Annotated in this window: 23 protein-coding genes; 8 read left to right on the top strand and 15 right to left on the bottom strand. The window is 38.9% G+C overall.

Features of this window, described 5'->3' with window-relative positions:
• Positions 1-3 precede the first annotated feature (3 nt).
• The 4 genes from proB to A6E03_RS11730 all read right to left on the bottom strand — a co-directional run bounded on the left by proB (position 4) and on the right by A6E03_RS11730 (position 4,451).
• Positions 4-1,113, bottom strand: coding sequence for a glutamate 5-kinase (proB, locus tag A6E03_RS11745; RefSeq protein ID WP_083190317.1), 1,110 nt, complete (start codon positions 1,111-1,113; stop codon positions 4-6).
• A gap of 164 nt (positions 1,114-1,277) precedes the next feature.
• Positions 1,278-2,519 carry an esterase FrsA gene (gene frsA, locus A6E03_RS11740; RefSeq protein WP_065592137.1) on the bottom strand — a complete coding sequence of 414 codons (1,242 nt, stop codon included), beginning with the start codon at positions 2,517-2,519 and terminating at the stop codon, positions 1,278-1,280.
• Positions 2,520-2,662: 143 nt separating this feature from the next.
• Positions 2,663-3,121, bottom strand: a complete 459-nt coding sequence (gpt, locus tag A6E03_RS11735; RefSeq protein WP_065592136.1) for a xanthine phosphoribosyltransferase — start codon at positions 3,119-3,121, stop codon at positions 2,663-2,665.
• Between the two features lie 37 nt (positions 3,122-3,158).
• Entirely contained in the window at positions 3,159-4,451 is a 1,293-nt protein-coding gene (locus tag A6E03_RS11730; RefSeq protein ID WP_065592135.1) for an NCS2 family permease, read from the bottom strand.
• An 830-nt stretch (positions 4,452-5,281) separates the two neighbouring features.
• On the opposite strand from A6E03_RS11730, the gene A6E03_RS11725 reads away from it, so the two are divergent.
• On the top strand, positions 5,282-6,736 hold the full coding sequence (locus A6E03_RS11725; protein WP_065600926.1) for an aminoacyl-histidine dipeptidase: 1,455 nt from the start codon (positions 5,282-5,284) through the stop codon (positions 6,734-6,736).
• Between the two features lie 66 nt (positions 6,737-6,802).
• Here A6E03_RS11725 and alr read toward each other — a convergent pair whose 3' ends face one another.
• From alr to bolA, 11 genes are all read right to left on the bottom strand, one after another.
• A complete protein-coding gene (gene alr / locus A6E03_RS11720) occupies positions 6,803-8,014 on the bottom strand; it encodes an alanine racemase (RefSeq protein WP_065600925.1) in 1,212 nt (403 codons plus the stop codon).
• Positions 8,015-8,227: 213 nt separating this feature from the next.
• Positions 8,228-9,325, bottom strand: coding sequence for a DNA polymerase IV (dinB, locus tag A6E03_RS11715; RefSeq protein ID WP_065600924.1), 1,098 nt, complete (start codon positions 9,323-9,325; stop codon positions 8,228-8,230).
• 124 nt (positions 9,326-9,449) lie between these two features.
• Positions 9,450-9,683 (bottom strand): (Na+)-NQR maturation NqrM, encoded by a 234-nt coding sequence (gene nqrM, locus A6E03_RS11710; protein ID WP_060993542.1) that lies wholly within the window; start codon positions 9,681-9,683, stop codon positions 9,450-9,452.
• 11 nt (positions 9,684-9,694) lie between these two features.
• A complete protein-coding gene (locus A6E03_RS11705; protein ID WP_065592131.1) occupies positions 9,695-10,729 on the bottom strand; it encodes an FAD:protein FMN transferase in 1,035 nt (344 codons plus the stop codon).
• Between the two features lie 164 nt (positions 10,730-10,893).
• A complete protein-coding gene (gene nqrF / locus A6E03_RS11700) occupies positions 10,894-12,120 on the bottom strand; it encodes an NADH:ubiquinone reductase (Na(+)-transporting) subunit F (RefSeq protein ID WP_065592130.1) in 1,227 nt (408 codons plus the stop codon).
• Positions 12,121-12,149: 29 nt separating this feature from the next.
• Entirely contained in the window at positions 12,150-12,746 is a 597-nt protein-coding gene (gene nqrE / locus A6E03_RS11695) for an NADH:ubiquinone reductase (Na(+)-transporting) subunit E (RefSeq protein WP_060993545.1), read from the bottom strand.
• 7 nt (positions 12,747-12,753) lie between these two features.
• Positions 12,754-13,386: an NADH:ubiquinone reductase (Na(+)-transporting) subunit D gene (locus tag A6E03_RS11690; protein WP_065592129.1), complete on the bottom strand. Its 633-nt coding sequence runs from the start codon at positions 13,384-13,386 to the stop codon at positions 12,754-12,756.
• Positions 13,386-14,168 carry a Na(+)-translocating NADH-quinone reductase subunit C gene (locus tag A6E03_RS11685; RefSeq protein WP_065592128.1) on the bottom strand — a complete coding sequence of 261 codons (783 nt, stop codon included), beginning with the start codon at positions 14,166-14,168 and terminating at the stop codon, positions 13,386-13,388. Before A6E03_RS11685 ends, A6E03_RS11690 begins: the two co-directional genes overlap by 1 nt.
• Positions 14,158-15,402 (bottom strand): NADH:ubiquinone reductase (Na(+)-transporting) subunit B, encoded by a 1,245-nt coding sequence (locus A6E03_RS11680; protein WP_065592127.1) that lies wholly within the window; start codon positions 15,400-15,402, stop codon positions 14,158-14,160. Before A6E03_RS11680 ends, A6E03_RS11685 begins: the two co-directional genes overlap by 11 nt.
• A gap of 3 nt (positions 15,403-15,405) precedes the next feature.
• Positions 15,406-16,746 carry a Na(+)-translocating NADH-quinone reductase subunit A gene (locus A6E03_RS11675; protein WP_065600923.1) on the bottom strand — a complete coding sequence of 447 codons (1,341 nt, stop codon included), beginning with the start codon at positions 16,744-16,746 and terminating at the stop codon, positions 15,406-15,408.
• Between the two features lie 395 nt (positions 16,747-17,141).
• Positions 17,142-17,456 carry a transcriptional regulator BolA gene (gene bolA / locus A6E03_RS11670; protein WP_065600922.1) on the bottom strand — a complete coding sequence of 105 codons (315 nt, stop codon included), beginning with the start codon at positions 17,454-17,456 and terminating at the stop codon, positions 17,142-17,144.
• A 92-nt stretch (positions 17,457-17,548) separates the two neighbouring features.
• Here bolA and A6E03_RS11665 point away from each other — a divergent pair, with 92 nt between their 5' ends.
• The 7 genes from A6E03_RS11665 to A6E03_RS11635 all read left to right on the top strand — a co-directional run bounded on the left by A6E03_RS11665 (position 17,549) and on the right by A6E03_RS11635 (position 23,958).
• Positions 17,549-18,694: a methyltransferase gene (locus A6E03_RS11665; protein WP_065600921.1), complete on the top strand. Its 1,146-nt coding sequence runs from the start codon at positions 17,549-17,551 to the stop codon at positions 18,692-18,694.
• A gap of 13 nt (positions 18,695-18,707) precedes the next feature.
• Positions 18,708-19,277, top strand: coding sequence for a YajG family lipoprotein (locus A6E03_RS11660; protein ID WP_065592123.1), 570 nt, complete (start codon positions 18,708-18,710; stop codon positions 19,275-19,277).
• Complete coding sequence (locus tag A6E03_RS11655; protein ID WP_083190316.1) at positions 19,277-19,837, top strand: peptidylprolyl isomerase; 561 nt, start codon at positions 19,277-19,279, stop codon at positions 19,835-19,837. The genes A6E03_RS11660 and A6E03_RS11655 overlap by 1 nt, the downstream gene beginning before the upstream one ends.
• 81 nt (positions 19,838-19,918) lie before the next feature.
• Positions 19,919-21,262: an MFS transporter gene (locus A6E03_RS11650; RefSeq protein WP_065600920.1), complete on the top strand. Its 1,344-nt coding sequence runs from the start codon at positions 19,919-19,921 to the stop codon at positions 21,260-21,262.
• 283 nt (positions 21,263-21,545) lie between these two features.
• On the top strand, positions 21,546-22,370 hold the full coding sequence (locus A6E03_RS11645) for an outer membrane protein OmpK (RefSeq protein WP_065592120.1): 825 nt from the start codon (positions 21,546-21,548) through the stop codon (positions 22,368-22,370).
• 107 nt (positions 22,371-22,477) lie between these two features.
• Positions 22,478-23,371 carry a 2-dehydropantoate 2-reductase gene (panE, locus tag A6E03_RS11640; RefSeq protein ID WP_065592119.1) on the top strand — a complete coding sequence of 298 codons (894 nt, stop codon included), beginning with the start codon at positions 22,478-22,480 and terminating at the stop codon, positions 23,369-23,371.
• Positions 23,368-23,958 (top strand): DJ-1 family glyoxalase III, encoded by a 591-nt coding sequence (locus A6E03_RS11635; protein ID WP_065592118.1) that lies wholly within the window; start codon positions 23,368-23,370, stop codon positions 23,956-23,958. The genes panE and A6E03_RS11635 overlap by 4 nt, the downstream gene beginning before the upstream one ends.
• Positions 23,959-23,969: the final 11 nt, after the last annotated feature.

The following is a 23,969-nucleotide window of genomic DNA, read 5'->3' as shown; positions in this document are numbered from 1 at the left end:
TTACTAAATCAGTACTAAATCATCACGGTGGATAGCTACAGGTCCATACTCGTAACCTAATACTGCGTAAATATCCTGACTGTGTTTACCTAAAATCTTATTTAAATCATCGCTTGAATAGCGAGAAATACCGCGAGCAATAAGTTCACCTTGAGTATTTATAATCTTAGCAACGCCACCACGGACAAAAGAGCCCGAAACAGAGGTAATCCCTTTACTCAGTAGACTGCTGCCTTTTTTCTGTACTGCATTCACTGCGCCATCATCAATAACTATCGCGCCATTAGATGCAGGACCTGCAAGAATCCAACGCTTACGACTCTCTAATGCACATTCAACCGGTAAGAATTTTGTACCTTGCGGTTTAGAATGCACAACATCGCTAATGACATTCTCTGCGCTGCCTGCTGCAATAACTACTTCAATGCCTGCACGGCGTGCAATATCTGCAGCCTGTAATTTAGTTGCCATGCCGCCCGTACCTAACGTCGTACCACTACCACCTGCAATCTTACGTAGTGTTTCATCGATGGTATGAACTTCTTTAATCAATTCGGCTTTAGGATCTTTACGTGGGTCGGCTGTAAATAAACCCGCTTGGTCTGTTAACAACAGTAATTTATCAGCACCAGCAAGAATCCCCACTAAAGCAGATAGATTGTCATTATCGCCCACTTTAATTTCATTCGTTGCTACTGCATCATTTTCATTAACAATAGGAACAATGCCATTTTTTAATAACGCTTGCAGCATATCACGAGCATTTAGATAACGTTCGCGATCATCTAAATCCGCTCGAGTTAACAGCATTTGTCCAACATTAACGCCATAAATAGCAAATAGACTCTGCCAAGCTTGAATTAAACAACTTTGACCAACAGCAGCTAATAGCTGTTTGTTGGCCATGGTTTTGGGCAGTTCGGGGTAGTTAAGGTGCTCACGACCGGCAGCAATTGCACCAGATGTAACAACAATAATTTGATGGCCTAACTTTTTCAGATGGACACATTGGCGAACCAATTCAACCATGTGTGCTCTGTCTAGTTTCAATGTGCCACCAGTGAGTACACTTGTACCAAGTTTAACGACTATGGTTTGAGATTGTGTATTCAATTCCCTACTACCTATTTAACTAATAATGTTTTAAGTTACGAAACTATATTCATCGTAACAATAATGGAAAAAACACTCTATTTTTAGCAAGCAAATCAGAACAGTACAAGCCAAAAATACGATTTAATGATATTTCACTTTAATGAGAGAGATAAATAGGCAGATTATTGCTTCATTTCTTCTTTTATCCACTCAATCATCTGGTTTAATGCTTCTTCATAGCCACTATGCAAAGTTTTACTTTTCAGCTCAACGCCTTTTCCGTACTGACTAAATAAAGCGGCTAATTTATTATCTGACTTAGGAGATACGGGATCTCCCTGTAAGCCAATCGAAAGAACCGATACTGATGTTTTTCTCCCACCAGAAAGAAAACCTTGATTCTTCAAAGACCATGCCTGCATTTGACTAGTTAAGCTATTTATATCAACAACTTGCTTTCCTAACCGAGAAGCCAGTACATCTAAATACATTTTTGGCATCTTCCTCAATTGCGCCGAGTTCGATAAAACATGATGAATTGGAGCACCAAGAGCCACGCACGCTTTTAATCTATCTGGCTCTAAAAAAGAGAGCCTTAATGCTACGTTACCACCAAATCTAAATCCCATCACTGCTGCATGAAAACGATCAACCCACGGAATATTAGGTAAATGATTCAATACCGCCTGATGTAAACAACTCGAATCCTCACTCAAAGGCCAATAAGAACTATGACCAACCGATGGCATATCAAGTGTTAACATTGCGATATTATTAGGAGCAAGAAAATCACGATATAAACGCCACATATCTGTTTGTAATGAATCCAAACCACCACTGACAATAACGACTGGTAATGGTTTTTCTGTACTTGGTAAATGCAAATAACAAGTGATTTTTTTACCTTTATAAGGTACTTGGATCTTCTCTATACGATGGGAACTTTGCTTTGCAGCCATATCATAAGCTTGATTTGCCAATACCTGAGATTGTGTCGCTAAGTTATCGCCTTTTATGTGTGGATAGCCTGCGATGCTAAAATACAAACTAGCTTTAAAACACGCTTCTGCCGCTGCATCACCTTGCAATTCAGACGCATTCTTCTGATGCTTCATTCCTGCATGAATCCACTCATAAGCCCAATTACCAGCGTGATAACCACTCACGGTATCCAACCATTCATCACGAGTTCTATTTTTATCACTACTTGCGATACGAGAAAGAATAGATTCCAGTTCTATTGGAGCGACACCCTGCCAAATCCACTGCGGGCGGCGAAGTTCACGATACCAACTTCTCTCCCCACTCGCAGAGACTTGCTCTAGACTACTTGGAAGATAAGGAATGAGACCTGACGTCTCTAAGGCTTGCTTCTGATTTTTAAATAAAGTTACGGAGAGATTTTCACTTTCAGGTTGAGACATAGCAAACACCAATAATACAAAGGTTGATTACCTTTACTATATACTGAAAGGCTTAATAGAAACACGCTATTCATAATAAAATCAAATACCAAGATAAAAAAAATGACCCTACAAGAGAGTCATTTTTATCAATTTAATTTTGATTACTTTTTACAAATAGGATCTACGTATGTTACCGCCATATCCCATGGTTGCTCAATCCACGTATCTTGTGGGATATCGACAACATAAGCATCAACTAAATGAATACCTGCAGGTTTAGCACATACTGTTACTAATTTGCCTTTAGGGTACATTTTACGTAACTCAACAGCAGTGTCACCGCTATCAACAAGGTCATCTATAATGATAAAACCTTCGCCGTCACCTTCCATTGCTTTAACAACAGTCATATCACGCTGATGATCATGATCGTAGCTTGAGATACAAACAGTATCAACGTAACGAATATTCAATTCACGAGCCAAGATAGCAGCAGGTACTAAACCGCCACGGCTTACCGCCAAAATACCTTTCCATTGTTCCGCAGGAAGTAACTGTTCAGCAAGCTGACGAGTGTACATCTGCATATTATCCCAAGTAATTACAAATTTATTAGCCATAAGTGACAAAACCTCTAAGTGACACAGCCATCAGCGACTATGCCGTAAAAATAAATTTCAGCGTGAATAGTGCAGCAAGAACCCAAACACTGATATGAACATCACGACCTTTACCACTTAGCAGCTTAATTGCAGCATAAGAGATAAAGCCCAAAGAAATACCATCAGCAATAGAGAAGGTTAAAGGCATAAGCAAGCATACCACAACAACAGGGGCCGCTTCAGTAAGATCTCGCCAATCTATGCTCACAAGACCAGACATCATTAAAATAGCAACATAGAACAAAGCACCAGCCGTTGCGTAAGCCGGAACCATTCCTGCTAAAGGAGCAAAAAATAAAGCCAAAAGAAACAAAATACCAACAACAACCGCGGTTAAACCAGTACGGCCACCCGCAGCTACACCAGCAACACTTTCAATATATGATGTTGTATTTGATGTACCTAATAAGGCACCAACAGATGTCGCCGTTGAATCAGCAAGCAAAGCTTTATTTAAACGAGGGATATTACCATCTTTATCCATAATTCCTGCTTTTTGAGATACTCCGACTAACGTGCCTGCAGTATCAAATAAATCAACGAATAAAAAAGCAAAAACAACGCTTAACATACCAATATCAAAAGCACCTGAAAAATCGAGTTGTAAAAATGTAGGTGCAAGGCTTGGTGGCATAGACATAATGCCGGCATATTGAACTTCACCAAAAAGCAGAGCAAGTGTCGTTACCGCTAAAATAGCGATCATAACAGCCGCTTTATAGCCACGATGAACTAAAGCAATAGTTAGAAATAAGGCTAACGCCCCCATTGCAGCAGGGAAACTATTAATATGCCCAATAGACAATAAAGTGGCCGGATTATCGACAACAATACCTGAATTTTTTAAAGCAATGAAAGCCAGAAATAAACCAATACCAGCGGAAATGCCGGTACGTAAAGACAATGGGATTGAATTTATGATTAATTCTCTAATTTTACACAAGCTTAAAAGTATAAATAAAACGCCAGACATAAATACAGCGGCTAATGCGACTTGCCATGTATGCCCCATACCTAATACTACGGTATAAGTAAAAAAAGCATTAAGTCCCATTCCTGGTGCTTGAGCTATTGGGAAGTTAGCTACAAATCCCATAATAAAACAACCAATTGCAGCAGCAATACAAGTTGCAACAAACACTGCTCCTTTATCCATTCCCGCATCAGCCAAGATTGCTGGGTTAACGAAAATAACATAAGCCATCGTTAAAAAGGTGGTTAAACCAGCAATAACTTCAGTACGAAAATCAGTACCATTTTCTTTTAGTTGAAATAGTTTCTCAAGCATTTGAGCAATCCCTAGAGTATTTTCCTGCAATCTAAACGTTTGCGTAATCGATTGGCTGAGGATTATAAAGAGGAATTATACGAATTTCTAGCGATAGTTACCCATTTAATACGCTTATAATAAATAAAGTGAATGCACTAATTACAAAAAACAAATATTTAATAATTAAATCAATAACATAAAATGGGAAAGAGATGAGATTGAATAGGAAGAAAATAATTTAAAGGCAAAAAAAACGCCACCCAAATTATTTGGATGGCGGAGAATATAAGTCACCCTAGTTGGGTAAAATAGAATTCCAATTATAGGGGTATAACTTTACGCATAAAACCGAGGTTTTATTAGTAACCAAAGCAAGCTGGGTAAACAAATTGACTTGTGTAAACAGAGCGTTGGTTCCAGAAACTTGAAGAACTTAAAAAAGACATAACATCACCTTATCAATTGACAGTTAAAAACAATAAAATTGATCTCGGTTCCTTGGAGGCGATAAATCGGACTCATCCTTTGAGCATTTACATTCTGCTGTTCAGCAGATGAGATAACTATAGCATCATGAAAATTAATTACAAGAAAAACATGATCCAGCTCACATAAAATTACGAATAAGCCCAATTAATAGACCAAAAGTGTAATTTTATTACGTAACCGTTTGCTATTTAAAAAATAAAGATATACCAGATATACTTTCGCAAAACTTGATAATGTATTTACGATATCAAACAGAGTAATTGGCTAAATTCAGGGGTATACTGAGTTAAATTAATAATCAATTGCTCACGTTAATAGAGCATTTCTAAAATAAGTATGGTTTTTAAAAGGAGATCCTTGTGTCTGAGATCACTCAACTTAGCCCTCAACCATTGTGGCAGTTTTTCGACAAAATTTGTTCTATCCCTCACCCTTCTAAATATGAAGAAGCGTTAGCTCAATATATTATTGAGTGGGCAACAAATGAAGGGTTAGAGGTTCGTCGTGATCCTACTGGCAATGTATTTATTAAAAAACCAGCAACCGTTGGTATGGAAGATCGTAAAGGGGTTGTTCTTCAAGCTCACATCGATATGGTTCCACAAAAAAATGAAGACACAGCTCACGACTTCACAAAAGATCCTATTCAGCCTTATATTGATGGCGAATGGGTAACAGCTAAAGGAACCACTCTTGGTGCTGACAACGGCATGGGTATGGCTTCTTGTCTTGCTGTGTTAGCTTCAACTGAGATCAAACATGGCCCTCTTGAAGTGTTACTTACTATCGATGAAGAAGCAGGCATGACTGGTGCTTTCGGTTTAGAAGCGGGTTGGTTAGAAGGTGATATCCTTTTAAATACCGATTCTGAACAAGAAGGTGAGATCTATATGGGTTGTGCAGGTGGAGCTGACGGTTCAATCAAACTTGATATTGAACGTGAAGCTTTACCTACTGGCTACATTACTCGTCAAATAACCCTAAAAGGTTTAAAAGGCGGTCACTCTGGTTGTGACATTCATACTGGTCGTGGTAATGCGAATAAACTATTAGGTCGCTTCCTAGCGGGTCATTCTATTGAGTTAGGTCTACGCCTTGCTGAATTCCGTGGTGGTAGTTTACGTAATGCGATTCCTCGAGAAGCCTTTGCTACTGTTGCCGTTCCTGCTGAAAATGAGGCCAAACTGGCAGAACTATTTACTTTCTATACAAACTTATTGAAAGATGAATTAGGCCGAGTAGAAACGGATATTCTTAGTATTAATGAAGCTACATCAGCTGAAAATGTACTAACATCAGAAACCCAAGCGCGCTTTATTGCCACTCTTAATGCATGTCCAAACGGTGTTATCCGTATGAGCGATGACATTGATGGCGTGGTAGAAACCTCTTTAAACGTTGGTGTTATTACGACAGATGAAGATTCTATTACTATTCTTTGTCTTATCCGTTCACTAATGGACTCGGGTCGTAGTATGGTTGAAGGTATGCTTGCTTCTGTTGCTGAATTAGCAGGCGCACAAGTCACCTTCTCTGGTACTTACCCTGGTTGGAAGCCTGATGCTGACTCTGAAATCATGCATGTTTTCCGTGATGTTTATGAAGGTATCTACGGAAATAAACCAAACATCATGGTTATTCACGCAGGTCTTGAATGTGGTCTATTTAAAGAACCTTATCCAGAAATGGACATGATCTCATTTGGTCCAACAATCAAGTTCCCTCATTCTCCGGATGAGAAAGTAAAGATTGATACTGTTGCTCTGTACTGGGAACAAATGGTCGCCATTTTAGAGAACATCCCTAAGAAATAGTTAATTACCTTTAATTAAATAAACAAACGGTCAGCGCACGCTGGCCGTTTTTATTTGTATTAATAATTAGAAGTAAACTTTAGGGTTAGTTGCACCCCAAATAACATATAACTCTGGCATACTACGGCTGCTGAATGCTTCCATCTCTTTCGTTTCAATCGTCTCTTCATTTTGAGAACCAAAAAGAACCACTTCATCACCCGGTTGAACATCAGTAATATCTGTGACATCAACCATTGTTGTATTCATTGATGTAACACCAACAACATTCGCCTTTTGACCATTAATTAATACATAGCCATTATTACCAATAGAACGAACATAGCCATCAGAATAACCTAATGGTAGATTGGCTAGAATTGAATCACGTCCTAACACATAGGTGCTGCTGTAACCAATCGTGCTGCCTTTTGGTAGGTAATTTAAAGAAGCTACGGATGTCTTAAAGCGTACGATACGTTTGTATTCTGGGTTGCTTGGCATATCACCATAAAGTAGACCACCAGGACGAACCATATCTAAATGGGCTTCTGGTAGGTTAATCGTGGTGTAAGAATTCGCGACATGAAGAGTGATATTTTCACGATTTAGTTGAGCTTCATCGATCAACCATTGGCTTTCTTGCTTAAATAAATCCAGCTTTATACGGATCTCATCAACTGATTCATTCGGAAAATGCGTCATAATACCAACAATATTAATATGACCATTAAAGGCAATATTTAACGCCTCTTTTTTCCCTTGAGGTTGAGATAAATCAAGACCATTACGTCCCATGCCACCCGCATTAATAGCTAAGTGAACTGGAATTATTGTGTGATTTTTTTTCGCTAATTTGGCAATCGTATTTGCTTGTTCGCTTGAACCAATCAGTTCTTCAATTTGATAGGTTAGACCTGATTCTATTTCATTTGGAGTCGCAGCACGAACACGCATAATTTCGCCTTCAAAGCCTTTGGCTCGAATGATACGCGCTTCTTCGTTACTTGTGATACCAATGCATTCTACGCCGCGATCAATCACAGAAGCCATTAAGCCTTCTATGCCATTACCGTAGGCATCTGCTTTCATGATTGCACATATCTTAGTGCCTTCAGATAACGTTTGTTTTAGTGTCGTGATATTATTTTTAAATGCTTTAGTATCAATTTCTAACCATGCATTAGTTTGTTGAATTTTCTCTTGATTTGTCAAAGTATCTAAAGAAAGTAGCGGCGCAGACATCGCTACTGTTGGAAAAACTAAACTTAACGCTAATGCACATTTTGTAAACTTCATAAACAACCGTTTCTATCTAATAATTATCTTATAAATTTTGAAACAGGATTATATAGTGCTTACTTTCTAACCTCCAGGTAAAACACTTTATATTACATACACTTAAATTATAGCTAACGATAGGAAACAAAGTAAAAACGAGCGACTTACACTTGAGTCTTACATTAAACACATAAGTATCATTAACATTACATTACGTTCAATAAACCATAGTCAAATTAAACTTAATTGCTGAGAAACCTCTTTATCTTTTAGCATCACACTTACTCCTATTAACCTAATTTCTCGCCCTTTTTTCCTTTCTAAAACCTCAACAAGCAATTCCTCGAAAAAAGGTAAAGTAAGGTGATGATGTACGTGTTCTATTGTCGTTTGTTGAAAATCTGCAAATTTAATCTTTATACCCTGCTTGGCTATATCTAGTGTTCCATTTGCTTTTAAAACTCGTTTTTCTAATTCAGCATACAGTCGATCTTGAATTACTGACCAGCATTCTTCAAACGAACTAATATTATGAGTAAAGGTTCTTTCTACTCCTACTGACCTTCTATTTCTCTCTGTAATCACTTCACGTTCGTCAATGCCATGAGAGCGCTTCCATAAAGAAGCCCCCATTTTTCCAAACCTCAACAACAGATCTCGTTGGTCACTATTTTGAACATCATTGCACGTATACAGTCCACATTGATGTAAACGCTCTAAACTCACTTTTCCAACACCAGGAATTTTTTCTAAAGGTAATTTATTAATTTCATCCATTACCGTATCAGGTGTGATCACATATTGGCCATTTGGCTTATTCAGATCTGAGGCTATTTTTGCTAAAAATTTAAGCGGGGCGATTCCCGCTGACGCAGTTAAAGCCAACTCATTAAAAATATCTTTACGGATCTGCTCTGCAATAAGAGTCGCTGAACCATGAAGATGTAAGCAGTCACTAACATCTAAATAAGCTTCGTCTAATGAGAGAGGTTCGATTTTATCGGTATAACGTCGGAAAATACGGTGAATATGGTGGGATACCTCTTTGTATACCTGCATCCTACCCGGGACAACAACGAGATTTGGACACAATTTTAGCGCTTTCCCTGTCGGCATTGCTGAATGAATACCAAACTTTCTTGCGGCGTAATTACAAGTACTCAGAACCCCACGTTGTCTCTCATGCCCCCCAACAGCTAAAGGGACATTACGCAATGCTGGGTTATCTCGCATTTCTACAGCTGCGTAAAAACAATCCATATCAACATGAATTATCTTTTGCACCCGTGGTTTCTCTTGTAATGGTAAGCTTTTGCTTTCAGCGCTCATATCCACAAACTGTATAAATACACAGTTAAATAATAGCGTTGAACTATTTAATATACAAACTATTAATCATTAAATAAAAAAACAGCACCTATAATAGGTGCTGTTTTCTTTTATTTAATGATGATTATGCGATGCGATCTTTTTCCCAAGCGGCTAATTTCTCAGCTCTAATTGCTTCTTTCGCTTCACGTTTTTTACGCGCATCACACGGTTCTGGGCAGTTACATACCTTATCAATACCAACTGCACCAAGACCGCCACAACTCCCCTTAACGACTTTACGTTGCACAATATAGCCAATAGCCATTGCGCCAATTACCGCTAAGAAAACACCAAATGTAATTAGAAAAGTACTCATTATCTACTCACTTATTTCAAAAAAGGCTTAAAGGCTTCAGAAGCTATCTCTTTAAAGCCATCTTTTGTTTTCACTATCATGAAAACAGGAATATTGTTTTTGTTGGCAATTTCCATGCCCTTCTCTTCACCTAACACCATTAGGCCTGTTGCTAAGCCATCAGCGGTCATTGAAGATTTATCAAGTACTGTAACTGAGACAACTTTATTAGCAATTGGTTTACCTGTAATTGGGTTAATGATATGAGAATAACGAACACCCTCTTTTTCAAAATAAATACGGTAATCACCAGATGTAGCTACAGCATGATGCCCAGGTTCAATAATCTCTTGAATAGAGCGCTCATCAACCGTTGGTTTTTCAATTGCGATACGCCAAGCAACATTCTCTTTATTGCTGCCTTTAACTCGCATTTCACCACCGACTTCGACCATGTAGTCCGTAATGCCTAATCCTTCTAGATAATTAGCTACAACATCAACACCCCAGCCTTTTGCTATTGTTGATAAATCAACATAAAGGTTAGGAATATCTTTTGTAACAGTTGTTTCTGTCGCACTTAAATGTTGAATACCGACAATAGCACGGCGAGCATTCAATTCATCTTCAGTAGGAACAACTTCAGGGCGAGCTTCTGGACCAAAACCCCACAAATTAACTAATGGACCAACCGTAATATCTAATGCACCTTCCGTCATTTGGTTTAAACGAATCGCTTCGTTGATTACTGTTGCAGTATCTTTAGAAACAGTAAACGGGGTTAAATCTGTACTTTTATTAAATAGGCTTAATTCAGAATCTTGGCGATATGTCGACATTTGATCATTAACAAGTTCGAGTTTTCTATCCACCTCTGCATGGATTTCTTCTGTTGTAGGTAAACCTTCTTTATTAATGAATTTAATATTGTAGCTAGTCCCCATTGTCGGACCATTTATATATATTTGCTCACGTTGATCGCCACAACCTGAAAGCAAAACTAACGCTAAACAAGATAATAAAACAATTTTAGTTTTATTCACTAAATGAGTAACACTGACAATCACTGCCAACTCCTTAATTAAAATACATTAAAATAACGCAAACAATACACAGGAATATAGATTTACAAAACCTATAACCCTGTACTTTGTCAGGTTAAATATAGCTCATTAATACGAAAAAAGGCTGACTCAGTAATGAGTCAGCCAATATTTCTTACCTCAATGGATTAACCACCGAAGTCATCTAGTAAGATGTTTTCATCTTCAACACCAAGATCTTTAAGCATGCCAATTACAGCTGCGTTCATCATTGGTGGACCACACATGTAGTACTCACAATCTTCAGGTGCTTCATGATCACGTAAGTAGTTTTCATAAAGAACGTTGTGAATGAAGCCTGTGTAACCATCCCAGTTATCTTCTGGCATTGGGTCAGACAGAGCGCAATGCCATACGAAGTTTTCATTGTTAGCAGCTAGGCCGTCAAAGTCTTCAACGTAGAACATTTCACGCTTAGAACGAGCACCATACCAGTAAGACATTTTACGCGTTGATTTAAGACGTAAAAGTTGGTCAAAGATATGAGAACGCATTGGCGCCATACCAGCACCACCACCGATGAATACCATTTCATTATCAGTATCTTTAGCAAAGAATTCACCAAATGGACCAGAAATAGTACATTTGTCGCCTTCTTTTAAAGACCAGATATAAGATGACATAACACCAGGAGCTACATCTGGATTATTTGGCGGCGGAGTCGCAATACGTACGTTAAGCTTGATAATGCCTTTCTCTTCTGGGTATGAAGCCATAGAGTAAGCACGGATCGAATGTTCTTTAACGATTGACTCGTAACGGAACAAGTTGAACTTATCCCAATCACCACGATATTCGTCAGGAACATCAAAGTCTGCGTATTTAATGTGATGTGGTTCAGCTTCAATTTGAATGTAACCACCAGCACGGAATGGAACTTCTTCGCCATCAGGGATAGCAAGAACCAATTCTTTGATAAAAGTGGCTTCGTTGTCATTCGACGTAACGGTACATTCCCACTTTTTAACACCAAAGATTTCTTCAGGAAGTTCTATTTCCATGTCAGTTTTCATTGCAACTTGACATGCTAGACGCTCACCTTCGCGAGCCTCACCTTTAGAGATGTGATCAAGCTCTGTAGGTAGAATATCACCACCACCAGATTTCACTTTCACACGACACTGACCACAAGAGCCACCGCCACCACATGCAGATGATACAAAGATACCGGCACTACCAAGTGCACTAAGTAACTTGCTGCCTGGCTGTGTAACGATCGCTTTTTCTGGATCGCCGTTTACAGAGATAGTAATGTCACCTGATGGTACTAGTTTAGATTTAGCGAATAAGATCACTAATACTAAAGCCAGTACAATAATGGTAAACATCGCTACACCAAGAATAATGCTTTGCATTTGTTATTCCTTATTATTGGGTGCTTACCCTACAGTTGAACACCAGAGAAAGACATAAAGCCTAACGCCATCAAACCTACTGTAATGAAAGTAATACCTAGACCACGAAGACCAGGAGGTACGTCTGAATATTTCATTTTCTCACGAATACCAGCAAGCGCTACGATAGCCAACATCCAACCAACACCAGAACCGAAACCGTATACTACCGATTCAGCAAAGTTATAGTCACGTTGAACCATGAAAGATACACCACCGAAAATAGCACAGTTAACTGTGATTAACGGAAGGAAGATACCTAACGCATTGTACAAAGGTGGGAAGAAACGGTCTAAGATCATTTCTAAAATTTGTACAAGTGCCGCGATAACACCAATAAAGGTAATGAAGCTAAGGAATGTTAAATCAACACCAGCAACAATCGCATTTTCTTTCAATAGGTAAGTGTAAACAAGGTTGTTCACAGGTACCGCAATTGTTAGAACAACAACTACAGCAACACCCAGACCAAACGATGTTTTTACTTTCTTAGACACGGCTAAGAAAGTACACATACCTAGGAAGAATGAAAGCGCCATGTTTTCGATGAAGATCGATTTAACAAGTAAACTAATATAATGTTCCATTTCGACCTTACTCCTTCGCTTCTACTTGTGCAGGTTTAATGATACGGATAGCCCAAATCATGAAACCAATTAAGAAGAATGCAGATGGCGCTAGAAGCATCATACCATTTGGTTGGTACCAACCACCGTTAGAAACAAGTGGAAGAACTTCAACACCAAACAGTTTACCTGAGCCTAAAAGCTCACGGAAAAATGCAACTGTCATCAATACAAAACCGTAACCAAGACCGTTACCAATACCATCAATAAAAGATGGAAGTGGAGCAGACTTCATTGCGAACGCTTCAGCACGACCCATTACAATACAGTTTGTAATGATCAAGCTAACGAATACTGAAAGCTGTTTAGAAATATCATATAGATATGCTTTCAATACTTGGTCAACAACGATTACCAAAGAAGCAATGATCGCCATCTGTACGATGATACGAACGCTGTTTGGCATGTGGTTACGAATTAGCGAAACGAATAAGTTAGATAAAGCAGTAACAAACATTACCGCTAAAGTCATAACAAAAGCCGTTTCAAGTTTAGTAGTTACAGCTAGAGCTGAACATACACCAAGAACTTGAAGCGCGATTGGGTTGTTATCCAACACCGGCGCTAAAATGCTCTTTTTAATTTCTTTAGCATTAGCCATTAGTTCAGTTCTCCATTACGAACTTTAGTAAGGAATGGACCGAAGCCATCATTACCTAACCAGAAGTCAAATGTGTGTTGAACACCATTAGCAGTTAGCGTTGCACCAGAAAGACCATCTACGCCGTGCTCAGAACCAGCTGGAGCACCGCCTTTAACAATCTTAATTGCAGGGTTATGATCTGCATCAAACAGTTTCTTACCTGCAAATTGTGCACGCCACGTTGGGTTCTCAACTTCACCACCAAGTCCCGGAGTTTCCGCTTGATCGTAATAAGTGATACCCGCAACAGTGTTACCGTCAGTTTCAACAGCAACAAATGCATACATCATTGACCATAAGCCAGTACCATGAACAGGAATGATAACCTTAGATACTGTATCACCGCTTTTAACTAGGTAAACAACACCTAAGTTAGCACGACGAATGATCTTCGCTTTATCTTGTTCAGCAGTTAGCTTGATAGATTGTTTTGGATCTTTTGCTGCTTTACGTTGATCGTAAGTAGCAGCACTATCACCAGTAAGGCTTTTTTCAACGAATTCACCCGTTGTAAAATCAACAAGACGAGGTTCAATATTCGCGGCAAATAGCTCAGGAATAGTTCCTGTACCAGTCACACCAGCAACTTCAACAATTTTACTTTGCTTATCTAGAACAGCATTTGCTTGTTGCTTAGGTTTAAGAACAACTGCAGCAGTTGATACGATGATTGAACATACTAGGCTCAAACCAACAACAACACCGAGAGTCTTTTTAATGCTATCGTTATTACTTGCCATAGCGTTTTAGTCTCCGTTTCACGTTACCTTCAACTACAAGGTTATCAAACAGTGGAGCAAATAAGTTTGCAAACAGAATAGCTAACATCATACCTTCTGGGTATGCAGGGTTAACTACACGGATCATTACAGCCATCGCACCAATTAGAATACCGTACCACCACTTACCTTTACTGGTAAATGTTGCCGATACTGGGTCTGTCGCCATAAAGATCATACCAAACGCAAAACCACCAAGAACTAGGTGCCAATGCCAAGGCATGCTAAACATTGCGTTTGTATCAGAACCAATAAGATTAAACAGCGTTGACGCTGCAACCATACCGATCATAACACCCGCAATAATACGCCAAGATGCAATACGCATATAAACGATCATTAGGCCACCAAGGATCAGAGCAAGAGTCGAAACCTCACCAATTGAACCTGGGATATTACCAATGAATGCATCCATCCAAGAGATAGTGTTGCCAGTTACTGTATTAACTAGACCACCTTGACCGCCTTGTGCCCATTGGCTAAGTGCTGTTGCACCAGAGAAGCCATCAGCAGCAGTCCAAACCGCATCACCTGAAATTTGAGCTGGGTATGCAAAGAATAAGAATGCACGACCCGCAAGTGCTGGGTTAAGGAAGTTACGACCAGTACCGCCAAAGATCTCTTTAGCAACAACAACACCGAAGGTAATACCTAATGCTGCTTGCCATAAAGGAAGCGTTGGTGGAACGATCAATGCGAAAAGAATAGAAGTAACAAAGAAACCTTCGTTTACTTCATGCTTACGCACCATACAGAACAATACTTCCCAGAAACCACCAACAAGAAACACTGTTGCGTAGATAGGTAAGAAGTAAGTAGCACCCAGTAGCATGCTACTGCCCCAGCCTGCATCAGCACTTACCGTACCACCAAGCATTTCAGTCAACCAGTAATGCCAGTTGCCAGAAATTACACCTGCTAGTTCAGCGCCAGAATACATGTGCTCAAGAGCAACAATTGCTTGGTTACCTGCGTTGTACATCCCCCAGAACATTGCTGGGAATACTGCAAACCAAACCATGATCATGATACGTTTTAAATCAACGCTATCGCGAACATGTGAACCACCTTTAGTTACCGTACCAGGCGTATAAAAAAGTGTCGCAGTTGCTTCATATAAAGCAAACCACTTCTCATATTTACCGCCAGGTTCAAAATGATGTTCAACTTTTTCAAATAAATTTAAAAGGCTCATCAATTACCCTTCCTTCTCGATGGTATCCAAGATCTCACGAAGCATTGGACCATACTCATATTTACCAGGGCATACGTAAGTACATAGACCTAGATCATCTTCATCTAACTCTAACGCACCTAAACGAGCAGCACTGTCAACATCACCTGCACAAAGGTCACGTAATAACATAGTTGGTTCCATATCTAATGGCATTACACGTTCGTAACTACCAATTGGCACCATTGCACGATCACTACCATTAGTAGTTGTCGTCATGTTAAACACTTGACCTGAGAATAGGTGGCTCAAGAAAGAACGAGTAACTGAGAATTTATTTTTACCTGGGACAGCCCAACCAAACAATTCTTTCTCACGACCTTCACGAAGTACACTTACTTGCTGATGATAACGACCAAGGTAGGCATGTGGGCCAGACGCTTGAGTACCATTTAATACAGAACCAGAAATGATTCGTACTTCACCAGGCATAACTTCGCTATCAGTTAATTCAAGTAAGCTAGCACCAGTAATAGTACGAACTAAACGAGGATTATTTACAGCAGGTCCAGCTAGAGAAACGATTCTGTCTGAGTAAATTTCACCCGTTAAGAAAAGTTGACCAAAAGCAATTACATCTTGGTAGCCAATACTCCACGCCACATTATTTAGATCCACAGGATACAAATAATGCATGTGTGTACCAGCTAATCCTGCTGGATGAGGTCCATCAAATACATGTTCTTCAACATTTTTTTGAGCAGAACGAGGTAAACTACCCCCTTTCTTACATACATAAACCTTCTCACCTGTTAAAACAGATAATAGATCTAAGCCTGCAACAAAAGCTTCTTCTTGTTGGTTAATGATCACTTCTGCATCAGCTGCTAAAGGATTAGTATCCATAGCAGTAACAAAGATAGCCTTTGTTTCAGAATCGATCGCTGGAACCTTGCTGAACGGACGAGTACGTAATGCAGTCCATGCACCAGAATCAATAAGCTGTTGCTTAACCGTATCACGGTCAAGAGAAGCTAACTGATTTGCTGCATAGCTATTAAAAGTAACCTGCTCTTCGCCTTCAACTGCAATAACTACAGATTGAAGTACACGCTTTGCACCACGGTTAATTTCAACAACTTTACCACTTACTGGAGCAGTAAAAATAACGCCAGGATTCTTTTTATCAGCAAAAAGAATTTGACCTTTTTTTACTACATCTTCAACGCGGACATACATCGTAGGACGCATACCAACGTACTCTTCGCCAAGCAAGGCGACTTTGCTGATGGCTTTACCATCATTAATCACCTGAGTTGGAACTCCTGCAATAGGAAGATCCAAACCCTTTTTTATTGTAATCATACGCACTTGCACTAATTTAATTGGGAAAAAGGATTCTATATAAGACACGACATTACTAATGTGATCAACTCTATGATGGCAAACCACCAGAGAGGTAACATTTTAGCAATATGCTTTTTACATAAAGACGGAAAAAGCTATTTTAAGGCGAAGGATTCTAGCATTTTTTATGGTGTAGATGCCACGTTCAATAGCCAGATTCCCACAATTTTTTGTTCTTTACTGCTGAAAATCATTGAAATTCTTTAAGGATTTTAGACCGAGTGCACAATTATTGTTCAAAATTAAAAAATACCCCTTTAGTAGCAATGAAATCCATGATTGATTATATTTTAACAATCGAAAGTAACAAATATTTATTTTATGTTAAAAAATAAAACATGCTCGTTTCATTGTTAACTTTTCGACCCTCCCATACAATCTGGTGATTGAGGAACCAGCTCTGTATCTAATGCCTGCCACTCTGATTCCGTATAAGTATGGATAGCAAGCGCATGAATGTGGTTGGCTAACTCATCAGCTAAGATACTATTAATCGTACGATGACGAGCTAATAAACGCTTCCCTTCAAATCCATCACTAACCGCAATAACTTTAAAGTGGCTCTCTGAACCTTCTGGCACATTATGCATATAACTCTCATTCAGTACTTTTAAGTACGATGGTGATAGCTCAGTGCGCAATTTATGCTCAATTTGATGCTGAATCATATAATTCCTTTCTTTATTTGAATTCTTCTGTTTCCACTTTATACGCCATTTGCGACAATAGCCAGAAGCGTACCCTACTGAAGATCTAAATTATGAAAACCGAATTATGTTTGTTTGACCGAAGCTTAAATTTACAACGTTACCCAAAACGTGCTCAAGAATTATTACAAGCTTGGGATGCTGGTGATGAATTTATCATTAACCACATAGAAGAGTTAAATCTAGAGGATGGAAAAAACATTCTTATCTTAAATGATAATTTTGGTGCTTTATCTTGTTGGTTCTCTGAAAAGCACAACGTAACAATGATGACTGATTCTTTCGTCTCTCAACGTGGTACTTTAAAAAACCTACAACGTAACCAATGTAATCGCGTACAACTGATCACATCAACAGATGAGATGCCACAAGGTTTCGATCTGGTATTGATGCAAATCCCAAAAAACAACCGTATGTTAGCATGGCAACTTCAACAACTTCGTCAAGCCATGACAGCTGAGTGTCCGATTATTGCGGTTAATAAAGCAAAAGAAATTCACAGTTCTACTCTTGAATTATTTGAAGATTTCTTGGGTGAAACAAAAACCTCTTTAGCTTGGAAAAAACATCGTTTAGTTTTCTCAAATGCGAATGCAAGTAACCCTGACACTATTGCTGAAGCAGTATGTTGGAGTGTAGATAATGAAGACATTGACCTATTAAATTACCCAAATGTCTATTCTGGCGAACGTTTAGACCAAGGCGCTCGTTTTCTTCTAGAACATATCCCGGTAGATGCCGAGCTTCGTCATATTATTGATTTAGGCTGTGGAAACGGGGTATTAAGTGTAAAAGCAGCTCAGTTAAACCCTGAAGCACGTATAACTTGTGTTGATGAAAGCTTCATGGCAGTAGAATCTGCTCGACGCAATTTAGAAGTGAATTTAGGAAAAGAACGTCAATTTCAATTTATTGCAAATAACTGCTTAGATGGTTTTAAAAAGCACAGTAGTTACTTGGTACTATGTAACCCTCCTTTCCATCAAGGCCAAGCGATTACCGATCATATTGCATGGCAAATGTTCTGTGATGCTAAGCACATCTTATGTAAAGAAGGGAAATTATTAGTTATTGGAAACCGTCATCTTGATTATGATGCTAAATTAGGTCGCTTATTTGGTGAAGAAAACGTCACCACGATTGCTAGTAATTCAAAATTCGTTATTTTAGAAGCTGTTAAAGCTGAGAAATCAAAATAAAAAGGATATCCCAATGAAAAAGGCCATTATCGCCCTTTCTGCTCTATTTTTAGCTGCATGTAGTGCCCCTTCCGATCCTCAATTGGATATTCGACCTGTTGCATCTACCAATGCTCACCAAATTGTAGATGGTATAAAGTTAACATTAGACAGCAGTGATTTACGCACTGCACAATACGTTGCTGTTATCGATAACGGACGTCAAAATGTACAACCTATTCATGCAAAACAAAATTTACGCGTAACACTTGAAGACGCATTGGCAACCCAGTTAAAAACGCAAGGTTTTGTCATTACTGTAGATAGTGATAACACGCTACGTTTGGATGTTATTGAAGCATTGGCTAGCGTTCAACATTCACTAATGAGCAATGAAATAAAAACACAAGTTAAGCTGCAAATCACCGCAGAGACACCAAAAGGGAAATTTGTAAAAACCTACAGTGGCGTTTCAGACAAAACAGGCTCAATGAGTGTAGACAATCAAGATGTCGAAACTGTACTTAACGACCTTTTAAATGCCGTATTAGATAAAATTGCTGTAGATGAAGAACTACAAACTTACATTAAAGGTAACTTCTAATCATGAAATGGATGTCTAAAACAGCTTTACTCGTTGCTGCACTTGGATTTACACAAGCAACTCTTGCTGAATCGGTAAAATTTGAAACTACATTAGGTAATTTCACGGTTGAACTTAATTCAGAAAAAGCCCCTATCTCAGTCGCAAACTTTATTCGTTATGTTGAAGATGGCAGCTATGTTGGCACTCAATTCCACCGTGTTATCCCAGGCTTTATGGCTCAAGGTGGTGGTTTTGATAAAGATATGCTGAAAAAATCAAATTATGGCCCAATAAAAAACGAAGGCAATAATGGTTTAGGTAATGATGTAGCAACGATTGCTATGGCTCGTACCAATAATCCTGATTCAGCAACTCGCCAGTTTTACATCAATCTTAATGACAACGGTTTCTTAAATGCAAGCCAACGTCCACCTGGTTATGCTGTTTTTGGGAAAGTGACTCAAGGTTTTGATGTTATTCAAAACATGGCAACCAAGAAAACAAAAGCACTCCCGAATGGGATGCGTGATATACCTATTGAGCCGATAATCATAACTAAAGCAACATTGATTAAATAATCACGGTAAAATAAACAAATTACAGAGCAGCTTTCGGGCTGCTTTGCTTTTTCTATCTCTTTTCATAACAAGGAGCGTTTCATGTCTCATTCCATGCAATGGAAAACAGCCATTAAAAGCTACATGGATAAACGTCTGCTTTGGGTTTTCATGCTTGGCTGTTCGAGTGGTTTTCCATGGGTTTTGATCGGATCAAACATGTCTGGTTGGCTTAAAGATGCAGGGTTAACTCGTGCTGCTATTGGTTACTTTGGCTCTGTTTTTGCTGTTTACGCTATCAACTTCATGTGGGCTCCACTTGTTGACCGTGTCAAATTACCCTTTTTAGGAAATAAATTGGGTCAGCGACGTAGTTGGATTTTTCTATGTCAGGCTATTGTTTTCGTTTGTACCTTACAAATTGCAGGCTTAGACCCAGCAAATAATCTAGCCTTAACGTCTATGTTCGCTCTTGCAATTGCGACCGCATCATCAACACAAGACATCGCTATCGATGCATTTCGAATTGATACTTTTCCTAAATCAGAATCAAGTAAAATGCCACAAGCATCAGCCATGGCCGTTATAGGTTGGTGGACTGGCTATTCTCTTCCCGGATACCTAGCATTTGTGAATGCTGACAGTATTGGTTGGAATAGTGTTTATTATGGTATGGCGGGGATTGTTGCCTTACTTATGGTTTTCACTTTATTGGTTGGGGAACCCAAAACGAAACGAGATGAACTCCAACATGAAGCAGAAGCTAGACACAATAAAGTTGTAGGCTCAAAAACCGCTGCTTGGTTTACCGTAACGATTATTGAACCTTTTTATGATTTCTTTAATCGCAATGGCGTGAAAACAGCCTGTACTCTATTGTTGTTTGTTTTCTTATTTAAAATTGGTGAAGCCTTCTTGGGCAGAATGTCTATCACGTTCTATAAAGAAATTGGTTTTAGTAATGAACAAATTGGTTATTACTCAAAACTCATCGGTTGGGGAGCAACGGTCTTCTTTACTCTCTTAGGCAGTTTAATCAATGTTCGTTTTGGTATTATCAAGGGTCTAATGATCGGTGGTATAGCGATGGCAGCAAGTAATCTAATGTTTGCTTTAATCGCTAATGTTGGCCCTAATGAACATTTATTCTTAGCCACTATTTTTGTCGATAATTTTACAACGGCATTCTCTACTGTTGCCTTTGTCTCTTTCTTGACGATATTAACAGGTGAAGCGTTCTCAGCCACCCAATATGCATTACTTGCTTCATTAGGTAATTTAGGACGAACCACCTTGGCTTCCTTCAGTGGAGAATTAGTTGACTATTTAAATAGCTGGCCATTATTCTTTATATTGACTGCAGTGATGGTGATCCCAAGTTTGATCATGTTACTTATGCTTAAAGGGCATTTCAAAGCACTGTTGGCTAAGTCTCAAGGTTCTTAAGCTTTCAAAATCCATAACAATTCTACAATCAACGCCCTCACACTTTGAGGGCGTTATCGTTTTCGCTCACACTTTTTTGTCATGGGCTTGCAAATTAGGTGATACAGATCACTTAATTTTCAAAAATTATTTTATAAACAGGATCAAGATCTATATATAACAACATGATTACATAAGTTGCATTTAAAAAAGTGAACTTTATCTATAATATGAGCACAACTTAAAGGCAGTACTAAACTACTCGCTACTTATTTTAGTAATACATAACTATAGAGATGTCATTATGCGCAAATCCCTTTTAGCTCTATCTGTTCTTGCTACTCTTTCTGCTCCTACTTTCGCGGCTGATTACACAGATGGCGATACTCATAAGAATGATTTCAAATTCATGCAGTTTAACTACATGTATTCAATCGATGAGAAACCAGCTTCAAGCACTGCTGCAGAAAATACACATGACTATTTAGAAATGGAATTTGGCGGTCGCTCTGGCATTTTTGATCTTTATGGCTACGTTGATGTATTTAACCTAGCAAACCAAGATGACACAGATAAATCTACAGCAGATGATAAAATGTTCATGAAATTTGCACCACGTATGTCTTTAGATGGACTGACTGGTAAAGATTTATCAATGGGACCAATTCAAGAACTGTATGTTGCTACGCTATTTAACTGGGGCGGCAACAACGGCGGCGTGAACAACTCTTTCTGGGGTTTAGGCTCTGATATCATGGTTCCTTGGTTAGGCAAAGTTGGTCTTAACTTCTACGGTCTTTATGATTTAAACTCTAAAGATTGGAACGGCTACCAAGTATCGGCTAACTGGTTCAAACCATTCTACTTCTTCGATAATGGTTCATTCATTTCTTACCAAGGTTACATTGATTACCAATTAGGTATGGATGATAGTGAAGCTGGTACAAAGAGCAATGGTGGCGCTATGTTTAATGGTATCTACTGGCATTCAAACCAGTTTGCTGTTGGTTACGGTCTAAAAGCTTACCAAGACATCTACGGCTTAGAAGATGGTGCAGCTACTGGCTTTGGTGGCGATTGGGAATCATCAGGCGTGAGTCACTACCTAAGTGTTACTTACAAATTCTAATCTAATTTAGAATCTCAATTTTACTAAGGCGCTCATCATGAGCGCCTTTGTTTTTTCTAGCAAACCTATTACACTTCTCTCATTATTTCTTCTTTCTGGATTTACCTGTGAATATCACTATTCTTGGTCCTGGCGCAGTAGGCTCCTTATGGGCATGCTATCTTCAAAAGGCAGGACACAGTGTCTCGTTATGGACAAGAAACTCAACGCCTTCTGAACTTTCTCTTTCTTTAAATGCAGAAGAAAACTCATCGCACTCTTTTTCCTGTAACGACAAAGAATCACTCTCTCATTGTGATCTGCTTTTTATTACCGTTAAAGCATGGCAAGTAGAAAACGCACTACTCCCTTTACTTCCATTATTATCACAAGAAACTATATTGCTCTTTATGCATAATGGCATGGGGGCGATTGATGCAATAAAAGAGCACATTAATCACCATCCAGTATTACAAGCCACTACCACACATGGTGCATTAAAAGAGAACACTCACACCGTAAAACATACAGGCTTTGGTCATACTGTCATTGGTCCATTTAACTCATTGGGTAATCAATGCCAATTTATCCAAGAGGTACTTACTCATAGCCTACCAAGCATAGAATGGAACCCTGAGATTAAAATAGCACTATGGAAAAAACTTGCCATTAATTGTGCGATTAACCCTCTAACTGCAATTCATCAATGTCAAAATGGACACTTAACTCACTCTGACATTCATCAAGAAGTCATTCGTATTTGCAGTGAAGTACAACAAGTTTTACAACAAGAAAATGTCGAGTGGGCGGAAACAGAACTAGTTTCAACAGTGAACCAAGTAATATCAGCGACCTCTAAAAACTACTCTTCAATGAACCGTGATTGCTTTTATCAGCGAAAAACTGAAATAGATTATATTACTGGTTATCTATTACAAAAAGCGAAACTGCACGGTATATCAACACCACTTAACCAAACGTTATATAATCAAATAAAACAATTAGAAGAGAACACACTATGACTACTAAAATTCTAGTTTGCCTAGCTCCTGGAACAGAAGAGCTAGAAGCGATTACCGTGATAGATATCCTAGAGCGCGCTAAATTTGATGTTACGATTGCTAGCACCGCATTTGATGGCTCTTTAACAATGAAAGCTGCACAGCGAGTTATGCTAACTGCTGACGTAAAATTAGTCGATGTGGCGGATGAGGAATTTAACTGTATCGTGCTTCCTGGTGGGTTAAAAGGTTCTGAAAACTTCCGCGATAGCACATTATTAATTGAGCTACTAAAGCAACAAAAAGACGATGGTAAATGGGTTGCAGCAATTTGCGCGGCACCTGCTATTGTACTCCAACATCATAACATCTACCCTGCCGCTTTAATGACCTGTTACCCTGCACTAATGCACCATATTCCAGAACAAAATCGCCGAGTTAAACGGGTATTTACCGATGTGCTAAATAACCTAATTACAAGTCAAGGCCCAGGCTCTGCTCTCGAATTTGCTATGGAAATAGTGACACAATTTGGTGGAAAAGAACTGACCGCTCAATTAGCAACAGAGCTGGGGACTCTCCCTACATTAAATTATCATAAAATTTAGACGTTAAAGAA

The organism is Aliivibrio sp. 1S128, from assembly GCF_001691065.1.
GTDB lineage: Bacteria > Pseudomonadota > Gammaproteobacteria > Enterobacterales > Vibrionaceae > Aliivibrio.
Note: the sequence above shows the minus strand (reverse complement) of the source record. Positions and strands in the feature narration are given on the sequence as shown.

Bases quoted from the DNA above. Each gene is read 5' to 3' on its own strand.
- frsA (WP_065592137.1), bottom strand. From the start codon at position 2,519: ATGTCTCAACCTGAAAGTGAAAATCTCTCCGTAACTTTATTTAAAAAT.
- gpt (WP_065592136.1), bottom strand. From the start codon at position 3,121: ATGGCTAATAAATTTGTAATTACTTGGGATAATATGCAGATGTACACT.
- A6E03_RS11730 (WP_065592135.1), bottom strand. From the start codon at position 4,451: ATGCTTGAGAAACTATTTCAACTAAAAGAAAATGGTACTGATTTTCGT.
- alr (WP_065600925.1), bottom strand. From the start codon at position 8,014: ATGAAGTTTACAAAATGTGCATTAGCGTTAAGTTTAGTTTTTCCAACA.
- dinB (WP_065600924.1), bottom strand. From the start codon at position 9,325: ATGAGCGCTGAAAGCAAAAGCTTACCATTACAAGAGAAACCACGGGTG.
- nqrM (WP_060993542.1), bottom strand. From the start codon at position 9,683: ATGAGTACTTTTCTAATTACATTTGGTGTTTTCTTAGCGGTAATTGGC.
- nqrF (WP_065592130.1), bottom strand. From the start codon at position 12,120: ATGCAAAGCATTATTCTTGGTGTAGCGATGTTTACCATTATTGTACTG.
- nqrE (WP_060993545.1), bottom strand. From the start codon at position 12,746: ATGGAACATTATATTAGTTTACTTGTTAAATCGATCTTCATCGAAAAC.
- A6E03_RS11690 (WP_065592129.1), bottom strand. From the start codon at position 13,386: ATGGCTAATGCTAAAGAAATTAAAAAGAGCATTTTAGCGCCGGTGTTG.
- A6E03_RS11685 (WP_065592128.1), bottom strand. From the start codon at position 14,168: ATGGCAAGTAATAACGATAGCATTAAAAAGACTCTCGGTGTTGTTGTT.
- A6E03_RS11680 (WP_065592127.1), bottom strand. From the start codon at position 15,402: ATGAGCCTTTTAAATTTATTTGAAAAAGTTGAACATCATTTTGAACCT.
- A6E03_RS11675 (WP_065600923.1), bottom strand. From the start codon at position 16,746: ATGATTACAATAAAAAAGGGTTTGGATCTTCCTATTGCAGGAGTTCCA.
- bolA (WP_065600922.1), bottom strand. From the start codon at position 17,456: ATGATTCAGCATCAAATTGAGCATAAATTGCGCACTGAGCTATCACCA.
- A6E03_RS11665 (WP_065600921.1), top strand. From the start codon at position 17,549: ATGAAAACCGAATTATGTTTGTTTGACCGAAGCTTAAATTTACAACGT.
- A6E03_RS11660 (WP_065592123.1), top strand. From the start codon at position 18,708: ATGAAAAAGGCCATTATCGCCCTTTCTGCTCTATTTTTAGCTGCATGT.
- A6E03_RS11650 (WP_065600920.1), top strand. From the start codon at position 19,919: ATGTCTCATTCCATGCAATGGAAAACAGCCATTAAAAGCTACATGGAT.
- A6E03_RS11645 (WP_065592120.1), top strand. From the start codon at position 21,546: ATGCGCAAATCCCTTTTAGCTCTATCTGTTCTTGCTACTCTTTCTGCT.
- A6E03_RS11635 (WP_065592118.1), top strand. From the start codon at position 23,368: ATGACTACTAAAATTCTAGTTTGCCTAGCTCCTGGAACAGAAGAGCTA.